The sequence below is a fragment of the Cytophaga sp. FL35 genome (assembly GCF_014349235.1).
In the GTDB taxonomy this organism is placed as follows: domain Bacteria; phylum Bacteroidota; class Bacteroidia; order Flavobacteriales; family Flavobacteriaceae; genus Euzebyella.
Map to the genome: position 1 here is coordinate 180470 of NZ_JACSOH010000005.1, position 17388 is coordinate 197857.

A 17388-nucleotide genomic window follows, 5' to 3' on the forward strand; every position below is an offset into this window, starting at 1 on the left:
CTTTAGTTCCATTTGCCTTATAAAATGTATAGTTGGTAGTATTTTTTGTAGGGTTGTATGATCTATTCGATTAAGAGTAATTATCTTCGTGCCAATTGTTTGTTTATAAAAGACATGTGCAATAATCAACTAATACCAATTGAACTTCTCTAAATGAAAAAAATATTAATCACAGGAGCGGCGGGGTTCTTGGGATCGCATTTGTGCGATCGATTTATTAAAGAAGGTTACCGTGTGATAGGGATGGATAACCTGATTACGGGGGATCTAAAAAACATCGAGCATCTGTTCAAGCTCAAGAATTTTGAGTTCTACCATCACGATGTCAGTAAATTTGTGAGTGTGCCAGGAAAATTGGACTATATTCTTCACTTTGCTTCCCCTGCAAGTCCCATAGATTATTTAAAAATACCTATTCAAACATTAAAGGTAGGTGCTTTGGGCACCCATAATTTATTGGGTCTTGCAAAGTCTAAAAATGCCCGTATTTTAATTGCTTCCACTTCAGAAATTTATGGAGATCCTTTGGTGCATCCGCAAACGGAGGAATATTATGGAAATGTAAATACTATTGGGCCTAGAGGAGTGTATGATGAGGCCAAGCGATTTATGGAGTCCATTACTATGGCATACAACCGTTTTCACGGGCTGGAAACTAGGATTGTTCGTATTTTCAATACTTATGGTCCAAGAATGCGATTGAATGATGGTAGGGTCATACCTGCCTTTATTGGTCAAGCTTTGAGAGGCGAAGATTTGACCGTTTTTGGAGATGGTAGCCAAACCCGTTCTTTTTGTTATGTGGATGATCAGGTAGAAGGTATTTATAGGTTATTGTTGAGTGATTACGATATGCCGGTAAATATTGGCAATCCTCACGAGATAACCATTCGCGATTTTGCCGAGGAAATCGTAAAACTTACGGGTACCGATCAAAAGGTAATTTACAAGCCCTTACCGAAAGATGACCCTATGCAACGCCAACCCGATATTTCCAAAGCTAAGGAAATACTGGGGTGGGAACCGCAAGTTTCAAGGGAAGATGGGATGAAGGTTACCTATGAATATTTCAAATCCTTGCCAGAAGATGAACTATATAAAAAGGAGCATAAGGATTTTACAGAATATAATAGGAGCTAAGACGCTAGAATTGAGTTCGCTGTAAATTTAAGAATTGTGGATACAATCTACATTACGTCTTTTTACCTGTTTAGGCCGTATGTATTGATGATTGCTTTTATGTGTAATTGGAATTGGAATGCGATTAACCGATTATTTCAACATCTTTAACCAATTATCTCCTAATGGAAACTATTAAGAATTAGTTTTACGCATCATGAAATTTAATGAGCTTTTTTTTATACCCCAATCTTGAAAGAATTAAACCCAAGCTAGTGAAAACAGTGACACATACTAAAATTTGGTTGTCTTCTCCCCATATGGGCGAAAATGAGCAGAAATATGTACAGGAAGCCTTCGATACCAATTGGGTAGCACCCTTAGGGCCCAACGTTAATAATTTTGAAAAGGCCATAGAGGACTATGTTGACGAAAATGTGCATGTTGCCGCCCTTAGTTCCGGTACTGCCGGTCTTCATTTAGCCCTTGAACTTTTAGGGGTGGGTTTAGGGGATGAAGTACTTTGTCAAAGTTTTACTTTTTCGGCATCTGCCAACCCCATTAAATATCTAGGCGCTACCCCAATTTTTGTGGATAGTGAAAGCGATACTTGGAATCTTTCCCCAGAGTTACTGGAAAAAGCTATTAAAGATAGGCTGGCCCAAGGGAAAATGCCAAAAGCAATTGTAGCTGTTCACCTTTATGGAATGCCCTATAAGGTTGCCGAGATTACAGAAATTTCAAAAAAATACCAAATTCCAATTGTTGAGGATAGTGCGGAGGCTCTGGGTAGTTCTTGCAATGGAATCAAATGTGGTAGTTTTGGTGATATAGGAGTATTTTCCTTTAATGGAAATAAAATTATAACCACTTCAGGGGGAGGGGCTTTAATTTCCAAAAAAGAGGAGTACAAGAAAAAAGCCGTTTTTTTGGCTACACAGGCTAGGGATGAAGCGCCACATTATCAACATTCCCATGTGGGATATAATTACAGAATGAGTAATGTGTTGGCAGGAATTGGACGTGGCCAAATGGAGGTTTTGGATGATAGGGTTGCGGCCAGAAGGTTCAATCATGAATTTTATAAGGATCAGTTGATGGAAAATTCAAATATTGAGTTTTTAGAAGAGCCATCTGGGTTTTATTCCAATAGATGGCTTACTTGTATTTTGACACCTTCTTATGAGGTTAGGGAGAAAATAAGATTGGCCCTTTTAGATGAGGATATTGAATCGAGACCCTTATGGAAACCCATGCATTTACAACCTATCTTTAAAGGTTGTGTAAACTATACGGATGGTACTTCAGAAGATTTGTTCAACCGTGGTCTTTGCTTGCCTAGCGGTTCAAATCTTGAGGAAGAGGATTTACATAGAATAGTTTCTCTTATTAAAAATGTAATATAACAATCATGATAAAGAATTATTTAGTCAATTACGCCCATAGATACGCATCCAAATGGCTGGTCTTGCTCGTAGACGTTTGCATGATTGTCATTTCTTTTGTCCTTTCTTATATCATTAGGTTTAACCTAACCTTGAATTTTGATATTGACAAATTGTTCGTTCAATTGCCTATAATTTCCTTAATATCAACGGCTTCCTTTGTATTTACTGGCTCCTATAAGGGGGTAGTAAGACATACAGGGGTAAGGGATGTGTACAACATTTTTAATGCTATTTGTCTATCCAGCATTCTGTTGATATCCATGGTTTTGTTTAATAGGGAACTTGGAGTTTTTGATAATTTTACGGTGCCATTAGGCATTATTATCATTCATAGTTTATTGAGCTTTGTTGCTCTTACGAGCTCCAGATATGTTTTTAAGTCCTTGTACAACAATCTTATGGCCCGAGATTTTAAAATCAATAAAAACGTTTTGATTTATGGTGCTGGCGAATCTGGAATTCTTACACAGAATGCCTTGGTAAATCATACCAAAAGCAGGGTAAGAGTAGTGGGATACGTAGATGAAGACGTAAAAAAGGTAGGGAAACAAATTAATGGGGTAAAGGTTTTTCATAAAGACATTCTTTCAAAAGATTTTATTGTAAAAAATAGCATATCAGAAGTTATTTTCTCTATCCAAAACATAGACCCTAGTCATCTTAAATTGTTGGTAGAAGGGCTCGTTGATTTTCCGGTGCAAGTGAAAATTGTACCTCCCGTAGAGCAATGGATCAATGGCGAGCTCAAGGTCTCTCAAATCAAACAAATTCAGATTGAAGATTTATTGGATAGGGCACCTATTAGCATTCGAAACTCTAAAATTTCGGATGAAGTAAAAAATAAAGTAGTGCTTGTTACAGGTGGTGCTGGGTCTATTGGAAGTGAAATAGTAAGACAGCTCTGCACTTATGAGTACAAATCACTGTTGATAATTGATCAAGCAGAATCCGCCCTTTATGATCTTCAGCAGGAATTAAAACAAAATGGCTACCATAACTTCATTCCTGTGGTGGGAGATGTTCGTGACAAAAATAGGTTGAACAACCTTTTTCAAGAGCACAGACCTGATATCGTTTTTCATGCAGCAGCTTATAAGCATGTGCCCCTTATGGAGTATAACTCCTATGAGGCCATTAAGATAAACATTGCGGGAACCAAGGTTGTTGCTGATCTTTCAATGGCCCATGGCGTAGAGAAATTCATACTTATTTCTACGGATAAAGCTGTAAACCCAACAAACGTAATGGGGGCTACCAAAAGGATAGCTGAAATGTATGTTAGTTGTATGCAACAGGAGGGTAAAACCAAGTTCATAACTACTAGATTTGGTAATGTATTGGGCTCTAATGGGTCCGTTATTCCATTGTTCAAAAAACAGATTGAAAAAGGAGGGCCCTTGACCGTTACACATGCTGAAGTAACCCGGTTTTTTATGACCATTCCGGAGGCATCTCAATTAGTTCTGGAGGCTGGTGCCATGGGCGATGGTGGAGAAATCTTCATATTTGATATGGGAGAATCCGTAAAGATTTTTGATTTGGCCAAGAATATGATCAAATTATCCGGTCTGAAGTATCCTGAGGATATCGATATTAAAATAACCGGACTTAGGCCTGGGGAAAAGTTGTATGAGGAGCTTTTGGCCAATGGGGAGAATACCCTACCAACCTATCATAAAAAGATAATGATCAGTAAAACAAGGGAGGTTGATTATACCCATGTAAGGTCAAAAATCGATGAACTTTGTGTTTCAAATATGTTCTTTAATGGTAGTACGGTTGCCTTGATGAAAGAAATTGTTCCAGAATATATTTCTAACAATTCTGAGCTATGTAACCTTGATAAAAAGAAAGAGAAGCTCACGAAGACAGCGCCATTAAAAAGAGTTTTATAATCTTTTTCACTATCATTGCACCTAAAAATTTTACTATATGAATCGCTTACGAACAACCTTTGGATTTCTATTTTTAATATCTATCACCTCATTTATACTAACTTCTTGCGCATCCAGGAAAGAAGTGGTCTATTTTCAAAACACAGGTGACTTTGAGACCTTGGTGGATAAAAATAGTTTTACCCCCAAATTTAAAGTAGATGATCAGGTCAGTATTTATGTTTCAACTCTGGATAAGGAGGCAAGTGCTCCTTTTAACCTTTTTAGAGGGGCTTCTGAAGAAGGCGGTTTTGGGAGACCAGAGCAAGTAGATTACCTAGTTGATAAAGATGGTGAAATAGATTTTCCTGTTATAGGGAAAATTAAGATTGCTGGTTTATCTGCAGAAGAGGTGCGTATGTTGTTAAGAGACCGTTTATCGGAATATCTTAAAGACCCCATCATCAATATTCGCTTGAGGAACTTTAGCGTAACTGTTTTAGGTGAGGTGAACAGACCTGGAACCTACCCGGTTAATGGGGAGAGAATTACTGTTTTAGAAGCTTTGGGGCTTGCAGGTGATTTAACTATTAAGGGATTAAGGGAAAATGTTATGGTCATCAGGGATTTTGACGGGACTAAGGTGTATACTCGTATTGATTTGACCAACAAAGACGCCTTAAGTTCTCCAGTCTATTACTTGACCCAGAATGATGTGGTGTATGTGGAACCAAACAATTCGGCTATCAAAACATCTTCTTTGGACAATAGAGCTTCCATTTATGTATCGGTTGCCTCTTTGTTAATCACATCTACCGTTTTATTGATCACTAGAACAAACTAGGATTGAATTTTAAAAGATATCAATGAGTTCTGATTCCACAAGTTTTACGGGTAATTTAGACCTAAAGGAAACCCTTGACAATTATACAAAGCATTGGAAGTGGTTTTTACTTAGTATTTTTATTGCTCTTATTCTAGCATTTATTTATATCCGGTATGCTACTCCTAAATATGCCGTACAGACCCAGATTCAAATACTGGAAGATAAGGCCTCTGGCTCTGAGTTGGATGTGTTTCAAGATATTCCTATCCTGGGAGGTGGCAAAAACAAGGTAGAGGATGAATTGCAGATTATAAATTCTAGATCAAATTTCATTCAGGTTGTCAAGGACTTAAACCTTAACAGTAAGATTTTATTACAGGGGAAAATAAAAGAGATGGAGCTTTACAAGAACCCTCCTGTAAATATTAGTTTTATTGCTGCGGATAGCGTACTGAACAGGGCTAAATATGAATTTTTTATAACCATAGCTTCGTCTACCACATTTGGTTTTACAGAAGAAGAGGACAAGCCGGTCAAAGTATATGCTTTTGGGAAAAATATTCCTACCCCCATTGGTGATATCGTTATTACGCCAAACGTAGGAATTTTCGAAAATTACAAAGACAGGCAACTTAGAGTGGCGGTAAATCCGATCAGTGACGTAGCTCGATCGTATCAAAAAAGTATAGTGGTATCGAATCCTGGAGAATTTTCGAATATCGTGAATCTTACGTTGGAAGATGCCATTAAGGAAAAAGCAACCGATATTCTTGATGCCTTGGTAAATGTTTATAATCAAAATGCCATTGAGGATAAACAAATCATTGCTGATAGAACTTCTAATTTTATTGATGAAAGGATTGCCAATATTGCAACCGATTTATCTAGTGTTGACCAATCTGCTCAAGATTTTAAAACGGAGCGTGGGGTTACGGATATAGCGGCTGAGACGAATGTAAACCTAAATGTAGGTGTAGCCAACCAACAAGAATTGGCCAATGCCCGTAATCAATTGAATATTGCGGCTTCCATGCAGCAATTGGTGCAGCAGCAAGGCAATTATGAGGTGTTGCCTACAAACTTGGGACTTTCAGACCCCAGTATAACCAGTACTATAGACCGTTACAATCAACTGGTATTGGAGCGAAGAAGACTTTTAAAAAGTTCCAATGAGAAAAACCCTGTGATTGTCAATTTAGATCAACAGATTTCGGGGCTTAAAAATAGTATGCAATCAAGTCTAGGAGGAACGGTGAACAACTTGGGTATGACAGTAAACTCTTTGAGTAGTCAGCAAGCTCGATTTAATTCCAAAATATACTCTTCTCCGGCTAATGAGCGAGCTCTCAGGGATATTACAAGACAGCAGCAGACAACCGAATCCCTTTATCTTTATTTGTTACAAAAAAGAGAGGAAGCTCAAATTACGGCAGCTTCTAGCTCACCGAAGTCAAAAGTAATTGATAGGGCCTATAGCGTTAGTAACCTGCCGGTATCCCCAAAAAAGAAAATAATTTACTTGGCTTCCATAATTTTAGGTTTGTTAGTTCCCTTTTCCATAATATATGGGCATAATTTGTTGGATAATAAGATTCACAGTATGTACTCCTTGGAAAAAGAAGTGAAAAATATTCCTATTTTAGGTGAATTACCAAAGTTATCCAAGAATGATGGTAAACTGGTCATTAAGGAAGATAGGTCTGTTTTAGCGGAGTCTCTTAGAATTATTAGGACCAACCTTGACTATTTACTCAAAACCAAAGAGAAAAATACAGGAAAAGGAAATGTCGTTTTTGTAACCTCCAGTGTTCCTGGCGAAGGAAAAACATTTCTTTCAACCAATCTTTCCATGATATTGGCAAGCACCAATAAAAAAGTGTTGTTAATTGGAGGGGATATTAGAAATCCAAAACTATATACCTTCTTCACTGGAAACGATGTTGATAAAATGTCGAAGCCTAGTAGAAATAAGGATGCAGGCTTAACGGAATACCTTTATGACAACACCTTGGAAATCAAGGATATTGTTAATCCTATGCTAGTTCATCACAATACTATAGATGTAATTTATTCCGGTAGAATACCACCCAATCCGGCGGAATTATTAATGAGTTCACGAATAAAGGAACTTTTGGACCAGGTTTCCAAAGATTATGATTATGTAATTGTGGATACGGCACCTTTGATGGTCGTAACGGATACCCTTCTTATCAGTGAGTATTCAGACTTAATGATTTATGTGACAAGGGCCGGTGTTACCGAAACAAAAGCAGTTCAATATCCTATTAAATTAAAAGAAGAAGGTAAGCTTAAAGACATTTCCTTTGTAGTTAATGACGTTGAGGCCAGTAAACTGGGGTACGGTGGTAAATACGGGTATGGCTACGGCAAAACCCAAAAAAAATGGTGGAAATTCTAACACTTTCAAATTTCAAAAAGACCTTGATTTATTCAAGGTTTTTTTGTGAATTATAAATTTATAACTACCTCGATTTAAATTAGTAATAGTTAGAAGTAAATCTCGAGGTGCAACTTACCGATGAAGGCTGGGTTTTTAACGAAAACCGGTAGGGTAAATAATGGCCAAGGTGTTATTGATTTATATTTACTCTTGGCTTGATGAAACTTTCATCTCAACCGACAAGAACACAAGAACAGAATTATGAAAAGAAAGTACGATTTAAACCTGCTGATTTTATCATTCACATTATTGTTATTTTGCATTGTTCAAGTTAGAGCTCAGTTAACAGACGAATTTGCAAAAGTTGATATTGTTACAGGCCTCTCCAACGCAACTAATTTTAAATTTGCGCCAGACGGAAGAATTTTTATTCTAGATCGTTTCGGAGAGATTCTAATTTACAAACCTGATCAAAAATTTACAGTTTCGGCTGGAACTCTTCCCGTTTATCATGAACATGAAGATGGTTTAGTGGGGATTGCCGTAGATCCAGATTTTGAAACTAATAATAAGATTTATTTACATTATGCTCCCATTGATTTTGTCGGTTATAGAGTTTCCCGATTTAGTGTCAACGGTGATCAAATAGACTTTAATTCAGAAGAGGTCATTATTCAATGGAACACTTCGCGATCAGCTTTATGGCATTCGGGGGGTGACATGGATTTTGATTCTCAGGGCAACCTTTATATTGCAACTGGAGATAATACCACATATGGTTCAAAGGAGTATGCTCCAATAGATGAAGTTGATTCCGATTATAGTGCAGAAAAGGCCTCCTCTAATACAAATGATTTAAGAGGAAAAGTTTTAAGAATCAAACCCGGTCCTGGTACGAGCTATTCCATTCCCGCTGGCAACCTATTTCCGCCAGGAACATCAGATACGAGACCAGAAATCTACGTAATGGGTGCTAGAAATCCATATCGGATTTTTGTGGACAAAGAGTATAATGATTGGTTGTTTTGGGGAGAAGTTGGACCTGATGCAAATTACAATGATCCAGAAAATCCAAATGGTCCCCTTAATGAATTGGGTCCTGAAGGAAGAGACGAAATTAATTTGACCAAGCAGGCTGGTAACTATGGTTGGCCCTATTTTTCTGGAGCTGACAATGCAGCCTATCAAATAACTTACACAAATCCAAAGTACTATAACAATCCCTCTGCACCAGAGAATGTATCCAAATGGAATACGGGACTAACCGTCTTACCTCCAGCAGAGCCCGCTTGGATAGAAAAGTTTCATAAATGTTATTTAGCAGGTTTTAGATATAATTATGTAGATGATGATTTGTTGGATAAGCAACGGCTTCCTGCTGAATTTGATGATTTGTTCTTTTATTTTGATTTTAATACGAGTCGTATTTGGGCAGTAGATATGACAGCTGATGGTTCTATTATCTCTGAAGAACTACTTTCCACTAGTGTTTTTCCCGGTTCAGGAAATAGTTTAGATGGTTACATAGATATGGAATTGGGGCCTGATGGCAAAATGTATATTTTAGCATACGGAGAAGGTTGTTGTCCTCAAGATATTCCTAATGGTATCGGTAAGCTTATTCAAGTTAATTATACAGGTATTACAAGCAATTCTCCTCCGACTGTAGTGATGGAGGCAGATGTTACTAATGGAGCCTTGCCTCTCAACGTTAATTTCTCAGGAGACCAGACTACAGACCCTAATGATGATTCCCCTTTAACCTATGCTTGGGATATAGATGTAGACGGAATTGTTGATTATACGACTCCAAATATTCAACACACTTATAATTTGGAGGGTACCTATACGGCTCAGTTAAAGGTTACGGATCCGGAAGGAGCTGTTGGAGCTAAAACTATTACCATTTATGCAGGTAATACTCAAGCCGATTTTAGCTTTAATTCTCCAGTAGATGGCGGTTTCTTTAATTGGAACGATGATACAGATTTTAATTTGGTCACTACGGATGCAGAGGATGGGGTGATACCCTGTGAAGATGTAAATGTAATTCCCTCATTGGGCCATGAAAACCACTTTCATGATGTAGGTACGATAGATGCCTGTACCACTTCCATTAATCTAGGTGATGGTGGACATCAAATAGATGGGGAAATGGATATATTTTATGTTATAAATACTAATTATACCGATTCTGGAGGACTTATTTCTAGAAGCCAAATACGGGTGCATCCAAAAAGGAGGGAAGCGGAATATTTTGATACCCAAAATGGTGTAACGATTATTCCTAACACCTATGAGCTGGAGGGAGCCTCAAGTGCCATCCAAGTCAATAACAACTCTTTTATTTCTTTTACAGGCCGTAATTTGTTGAATATGAATGCTGTTAAGTACTTGGTGTCAAGTTCAAATGCCGGAGGAAGTATTGAGTTGCGCTTGGACAGTCCCACGGGTACGTTGGTTGCTACAACAACTATACCTTCTACAGGGGGTAATGATAACTGGCAATATGTAGAAACGCCAATTACCAATCCGGGTGGTAAACATGATTTATACTTTGTGTTTAAAAATTCTAGTGTATCGCAAGACATATTCCGTCTTAATTATGTAGAATTTTTGGGTGATGGTGTTTCCGAAGATAATACCCCGCCCACAGTTAAACTAGTTGAGCCCGATGGAAACAACAAAGTGGTAATCAAATTTTCGGAATACGTTAATGAGAGTACAGCTGAAAATGTTGCTAACTATACCATCACCAATGGCGTTACAGTACAGAGTGCCGTTCTACAACCAGATGGTCAAACAGTGTATTTAAATACAAGTCAATTAAGTGCAGGTGTGGATTACAACTTAAGTATTTCCAATGTTCAGAATACTAGTGACGTTACCATGGCAACGGATAGTTTTAGCTTTTTCGTTTTCGAGGAAATACGGATTAATGTAGGTGGTAATCAAGTTACAGGACCTGGTGGTGAGATTTTCCAGGCCGATAATTATTTTAATACAGGTAGTGTATATGTTAATGAGGTAACCATTGAAGGAACCGCGTATGATGAGCTGTATCAATCGGAACGATACTCCTCTAATAAAGGTTCAATAGCGTATGAGATCCCTGTAGCGCTTACTGGGGAGTATGATATTCGTTTACATTTTGCGGAATTGTTTTTTGGAGTAGATGAAGATAAATTGGATGAAGGGGCAGGTTCTAGGGTATTCAATGTGGTCATTGAAGGTCAAGAAGTGCTTTCCAATTTTGATATATTAGCAGAAACAGATCCCGCTACCGCGCTTGTAAAGGATTTTGATAATGTAAATATTTCCGATGGTTTTGCTAGTATAATTATCAATGGGGTCGTTGAAAGTTCGAAAATCAATGGTATTGAAATTTTGTCAAAGGACACCTTTGAGGGAGGGAGTACAAATGCCGATATTATAATTACATCACCTTCTAATGGGTGGGATGTTAACCAACCGTTTGAAGTGGCTTTCAGAGTGGAGAATTGGGTGATCAATGAAGGAGATACACATTTACATTATTACATTGATGGTGAAATGGTGGATCGATACTATGGCTATGACCCAATAGCAATTGATGAACTTTCTCTTGGAGAGCATACCATAAGAGTTGAATTATTTAATGCAGACCATAGTGGAACGGGAATTTTTGATCAAGTAACTGTCAATGTAACAGGAGCCATTTCATGTAATGAAACAGCCTTTCCTGATTCTTGGGTAGTTCATGAATTTGATGAAAATCCGTACACCGTAGTTTACACCTTTGCTGATGATGATTTGGATGGTGACGGGTTAAAGGATATCGTAACAGGAGGTTGGTGGTACAGCAACCCTGGTTCCGCAGGAGGAAACTGGGAAAGAAACACTATTGGCAATAACTTTGGAAATGTTGTACACGTCTATGATTTTGATGAGGATGGGGACATGGACTTATTGGGGACGGCTTTGGGCATTTCCCCAGATTTAGAATATGAAAGCGCACAGTTACTTTGGGCCCAAAATGATGGTAAAGGGAACTTCACAGTTTTCAATAATATACCTGCAGGGGATACGGATTATAACGAACCCTTTCTTGCAGGAATAGCGGGTGGGGTTTTTGAAAATAATGGTCCTTATCGTATGGCAATTAATTGGAATGGTGCCGAATCAACGGGTTCTCCGGTTCAAATGTTGACTCCCCCTTCTAAGGATAATGTTACCACAGAAACTTGGAGTCTTGTTGACATCAGTAATGATAGCTCGGGAGAGGATATTCAGGCAGGGGATATTGACCGTGACGGGGACTTGGATTTGTTTCAAGGAGTCAATTGGTTACGAAACAATGGCAATTTACAATTTGAGACGTTTTCAACCGGAATTACTTATGTAACAACACCGGATAGAGCACAATTAGCGGATTTTGATAGGGATGGAGACCTTGATGCCGTAGTAGGTCAGTTGAGTGCGAATACGTCTGATCCCGCACGAGATGAGTTTTCTTGGTTCGCAGCGCCGTCGGATCCCACACAGCCTTGGACCAAAAACCTTTTGAGCGATAATGTAAAGGGAAGCTTGAGTGTATTTGCCATAGATATAGATTTCGATGGTGATAAGGATATCGTAGTAGGGGAATGGCGAGGTAATCATCGGTTGATTGCATTTGAAAATGATCTCTGTGGTTCAGGGCAGTTTATAGAAAGGGAAATTGATAATGGGGCATTGGATTATGAGCATCACGATGGTGCAAGGGTAGTTGATATTGATAGTGATGGAGATTTGGATGTGGTTTCCAATGGTTGGTTGAGAAATAAAGTACTTCGAATTTATGAGAATACTTCTGCTTTAGTGACAGATGGTAGCCCATCTGTGAATGCAGGGGAGGACCAATCCGTAGTTCCGGGAACTGCTGTAAACCTAAATGGTAGCGGCAGTGATCCTGATGGAGGAACCGTTACTTTTGCATGGAGCCAAACGAGTGGTCCTTCAATTACATTAAACAATAGCACTTCTGCCAGTGCTACAACTACTAGTCTAACGGAACCCGGCACTTACGTCTTTAGGCTAACGGTTACGGATGACGAAGGTGAAATGGCTTTTGATGATGTATCCATCATCGTAACTGGCCAAATAGGAGTTACCAATATCAATGCCGGAGGCCAGGCATTTAGTTTTGGTGGTACTAACTGGGCAGCTGATCAGTATTCAAACGGAGGTTCGGTTCTTACCAATGCAATTGAAATTGCCAATACGGAGAATGATCAATTGTATCAAACCGAAAGGTATAGGACGAGCGGAAATTTAATTTATGAGATTCCCGTTTCAAATGGAACTCACAGTGTCAATCTCCATTTTGCCGAAATATACTTTGGTGTGCCAGGTGATGGTACTGATGGAGGTGCTGGTTCTAGGGTTTTCAACATAGATATCGAAGGTCAGGGAATAAAGAACAATTATGACATATTTGTTGCCGCCGGGGGGGCAGCTTCAGCCATTGTTGAAAGTTTTAACGACATTGAAGTGAACGACGGTAATTTGACCATAACCTTAATTCCTGTAACGGAAAACCCGAAGATTTCCGGTATCGAGATTGTTCAACCAACATCGGATTCAACTCCTCTAGTAGAAGCAGGAGAAAACATACAAATTACCCTGCCAAATAACAGTGTGGTTCTAACCGGAACGGGTTCTGACCCAGATGGCGGACCGGTGAGCTTCTTATGGGAAAAAGTAAGCGGCCCAAGCGCAACTTTGAGCGGAGAAGATACGGCGCAATTAAATTTAAGTAATTTGCAAGCAGGGGTGTATGTATTTAGGTTAACGGTTACGGATGACGAGAATGAATTCTCTAGCGATCAGGTGAGTGTTACCGTAGTTCCGGAAAACGGATTGTTAGCGGTAATAGATGCAACGCCCAATGAAGGAGAAGTTCCTTTGGAAGTTACCTTTACAGGAAGCAATTCAATGGGAGAGGTTAGTTCTTATCTATGGGATTTTAAAGATGGGCAATCTTCTACTGATGCGAATCCGGTTCACACTTTCGATAATATAGGAACTTATGAGGTTGAATTGACTGTTACCGATATGGGTGGCAATCAACATACTTCGCAAATTATTATTGCGGTTCTTAACATAGGGGAAGGCAATAAATTAGGACTTGTGATTCGTAAAAACCCAGTGACCGAAGGTATTTTAGGGTTTAGGATTGATAACGAACCTGATGACATGAAAATATTAGGAGTCAATCTTCATGACCAGCAGGGTAAACTTGTCAATGCTTTTGGAACCTCGCAAATTACTGTAAAGGGAGACGGTTCTTATGAGATAATCGTGGATACATTGACAGATGGGCTTTACTTTTTAAGGTTAGCCTTAAATACGGGTGATATATTAAACATCAAAATATTAGTTGACAATTGATGTAAAAAAGAGACGGGCGCCTAATGGCGCCCGTCTCTTTTAAAGATTTGTTGATTTAGTAAAAATTAGCAATAGTCCTATCTACTATTGGGATAATTTTTTCTTCTGTTTTTTGACTTATAGTAATTTTCTTTAAGGCTTCAATTTGTCGTAGGTTATGGATATCCGATCCCACAAAATCAATAAGGTTATCCTCTAAAAGCTCTAGTGCCATTTTCTGTACTTCCTTACCATAGTAATCACTTAAAGAAAGTAAGTTCATTTGGTAAAGCATTCCTTGCTCTTTGTACTCTTTATATTTTCTTTTCTTAAAATGTAAGAAACCATATCTCTCCGGATGTGCCAGAATGGTAAAATAATTTTTCTCGGCAGTTTTCTTTATGGCCTCGTCGAAATTGATGGGAGGTTGTAGATAAGACATTTCCACCAGTAAATAATTTCCTGCTAAGGACATTACTTTGTTTTGGTCCAACAGGTTCTCAAAATTATCATCGATCATATGTTCTGCAGAGGCCTCCAGGGATTCAACTTCCCACTTTAGCTCGGTCAGCTCTTCACTTAATTTGTTCAAGGCAGCAGAAATTGTTTTGGGCGTATTGGGATAATAGTTATGCATGATATGTGGGGTTGCTATAAACTTCCTGATCCCAATTTCCTGCATTCCTTTTATAAGATTGATAGAATCTTCCACTGTCTTAGCCCCATCATCTATGCCCGGTAAAATATGATTATGGATATCAACTATCCCCTTGAGGCTATCGACCAGAAATCTTTTTTTGCTGAAAAAATTGAACATATGTGAGCGCTACTAATTCTGTTCTAATTAAACGATGAAAAATCAATTTTCATGCAATGCAAAGATACGTTAGAAGAATGCGCATAGAAAATCAAAATTTTGAGCCTATTTTAAACAAAAAAGTAGCGGTTATAACCGCTACTTTTTCAATATATTGGCAATACTATATTTAGAAGTTAACAGAGATTTTCCCTCTTAGGAAAAAAGGAGTTCCAGGGGTAAAGTGGATTTCTTCAAAGGATTGTGGTTCATTAAATAACCTGCTTTCCGTTGCAAATTGTGTTTCGTTCCATTCGGTATCAAATAGGTTTTCCACGATTAATCCCAATGTCCAGTTTTTGATATTGTAATTGAGATTTAAATCAGTTACGAAATAACCTTCGGCTACAATTGAATTGTCTTCATTGGCCGGTCTGTCCTTGATATATCTATAGTTGATGCCTCCCGAAAAATTATGGATATTGCTAAAAGATAATCCTGCGCTAGAAGTCAGGTCAGGTGCTAAGGGAATATAATTTTCGCCGTCTGGATCTTCAATGCTTCTTGCGTAGGTGTAATTTACATCCCCATTGGCGTAAAGCCAATCGGTCAACTGATATCTTAAACCAAAATCGACCCCTAGTCTTTTTGTTTCTCCACTTGGTTCCACAATACCGGCATCTCCCACATAAACGAATTCTTGTTGTAAATAAAGATACCATAGGGCCGCATTGACCACTAAACGGTCTGTAGGTTTTAGAATGGTGCCCAAGTCTGAGCCAATGGCAAGCGGTAATATTTCTTCCCCACTTTGCGCCGTGACTACGCGACTGTCATTAGAGTGAAAGCCAATACCTGTTTTAGAGAATAACTGAACATTTGGCGAAGCGGCATATATCAAATTCAATTTGGGGCCTAGGAACAATTTTTGCTCTCCCTTGTTGTCATAGGCTTCCGTAAGTAGATTTTCATAATCAAATTTAAAATAGTCCAACCTCAAGCCTGGATTAATCGTCCATTTGTTTTTCTTGTAGGTAAGGTCAAAGAATCCATAAGCATTCAGTTCGTCTACATTTCCATAGGCCAGTCGTTCTAATAGCGTTTTTCTATTGGCCGTTCTTGATAATTGTACATCGTTCACATCATCGTACCTAAAACCAATGCCTGTTTCATATTTTAATTGAGAATCGTGGTTACCCACATGCACAGAATGTTGGTATGCGGTCTCCGCCCCTATAATTGTTCTATTTTCATATTGCCTTATCTGATCGCCGTTTACGGGGTCCTCCAAGAAAAAGGTAAAATTGGAAAATAGTTCAAAATCATAATTTGATACATAGGCTTTTGATCTTACGCTTGAGTGTTCGTCAAGTTGCTTGGTGTGATTCACAAGGAAATTGGACCTACTGGTATTGCCTCCCTCAGTATCATCGATTGCACCGAAACGACCAATTAAACCTTGATCAACCGCCCGTTGGGGTATTTGCCCGGAAGCATCCCATTTACTCTGAAAATGAGAAATGGAAATGGTAAGATCCTGGTCTTTTCTGTTGTTGTAGTTGTACCTACCCATGACATTTAGACGATTGAAGTTCTGGGAAGATTCAAACGGACCATCTGATAACAACATTTCCGATGCAATATAGGCGTTACTGAAATCACTTTCTGCAACCTTGAACATCCCCAAAGTTCTTAGGGTATTAAATTGCCCCACCTCTACTGAAACCATACTGCTTTCAATTTTCTTCTTCAATTTGAGGTCTACATATCCGGCAGTATTAAAATTTCCCTTATTTGCATGGTAGGGACCTTTGCCAAAATCTAAATTATCTATGGTTTCTGGAATAATAAAATGCATATCTGCATACCCCTGTCCATGGGCATGTGACACCATGTTTATGGGCAAACCGTCAACGCTTAGGGCTACATCCGTACCGTGATCAACATCAAATCCTCTTAAAAATATCTGTTCTGCTTTTCCGCCACCGGCATGCTGGCCGATTATTAAACCTGGAACTTTTCGCAATATTTCCTGTGAGGATTTCACCGGGCTGGTTTTGACATCAACGTTTACGAAATTACTTAGAGCATTTACCTTGGAAACCAACACAACTTGGTCGAGACTTACTACGGACTCTTGCAAAACGATTTCAACTGATCCGTCCAACAAGTCTTCCGTTATTGTCAATTCGTAATTTTTATAGCCTAGACTGTAAAAGAATAGCTGATCGCCTACAGAAATATCATCCAGTTCAAAATAGCCGGAAACATTGGTGTACGTATAGCCACCTGTAGTCTTATTATATACACCTACACCTTCTAGACCAACTTGTTTTTCGTTGGTAACGGTACCATAAAGGTCATGTGCCTTGAGAGAATATCCTGTTAAAATCAACAGGATAATAGTAATTATATTTTTCATTTATTTAAAATTTAGTAAGTCATATGGCTGTGTGCAATAGGAACCTTAAGGACATTTCTTAGAAGGAATATCCTATTGCTCCAACAGCTTTGGTAATTGGCCTAAAAGAGTT

The 17388-nt window shown here is 38.5% G+C and carries 8 protein-coding genes; 6 read left to right on the forward strand and 2 right to left on the reverse strand.

Features of this window, described 5'->3' with window-relative positions; translation table 11 throughout:
* The first annotated feature begins 153 nt into the window (after positions 1-153).
* From BIZ36_RS05790 to BIZ36_RS05815, 6 genes are all read left to right on the forward strand, one after another.
* Positions 154-1140 (forward strand): UDP-glucuronic acid decarboxylase family protein, encoded by a 987-nt coding sequence (locus tag BIZ36_RS05790; RefSeq protein ID WP_187456920.1) that lies wholly within the window; start codon positions 154-156, stop codon positions 1138-1140.
* Positions 1141-1439: 299 nt separating this feature from the next.
* Positions 1440-2525 (forward strand): DegT/DnrJ/EryC1/StrS family aminotransferase, encoded by a 1086-nt coding sequence (locus BIZ36_RS05795; protein WP_286174627.1) that lies wholly within the window; start codon positions 1440-1442, stop codon positions 2523-2525.
* A gap of 5 nt (positions 2526-2530) precedes the next feature.
* Positions 2531-4462, forward strand: coding sequence for a polysaccharide biosynthesis protein (locus tag BIZ36_RS05800; protein ID WP_187456922.1), 1932 nt, complete (start codon positions 2531-2533; stop codon positions 4460-4462).
* 37 nt (positions 4463-4499) lie between these two features.
* Positions 4500-5285 carry a polysaccharide biosynthesis/export family protein gene (locus BIZ36_RS05805; protein ID WP_187456923.1) on the forward strand — a complete coding sequence of 262 codons (786 nt, stop codon included), beginning with the start codon at positions 4500-4502 and terminating at the stop codon, positions 5283-5285.
* Between the two features lie 22 nt (positions 5286-5307).
* Entirely contained in the window at positions 5308-7686 is a 2379-nt protein-coding gene (locus BIZ36_RS05810; RefSeq protein ID WP_187456924.1) for a GumC family protein, read from the forward strand.
* Positions 7687-7929: 243 nt separating this feature from the next.
* Positions 7930-14079, forward strand: coding sequence for a malectin domain-containing carbohydrate-binding protein (locus BIZ36_RS05815; protein WP_187456925.1), 6150 nt, complete (start codon positions 7930-7932; stop codon positions 14077-14079).
* A gap of 55 nt (positions 14080-14134) precedes the next feature.
* Here BIZ36_RS05815 and BIZ36_RS05820 read toward each other — a convergent pair whose 3' ends face one another.
* Together BIZ36_RS05820 and BIZ36_RS05825 are read right to left on the reverse strand one after the other, a co-directional pair.
* Positions 14135-14875, reverse strand: a complete 741-nt coding sequence (locus BIZ36_RS05820) for a tyrosine-protein phosphatase (protein WP_187456926.1) — start codon at positions 14873-14875, stop codon at positions 14135-14137.
* A gap of 169 nt (positions 14876-15044) precedes the next feature.
* Positions 15045-17276: a TonB-dependent receptor gene (locus tag BIZ36_RS05825; protein WP_187456927.1), complete on the reverse strand. Its 2232-nt coding sequence runs from the start codon at positions 17274-17276 to the stop codon at positions 15045-15047.
* Positions 17277-17388: the final 112 nt, after the last annotated feature.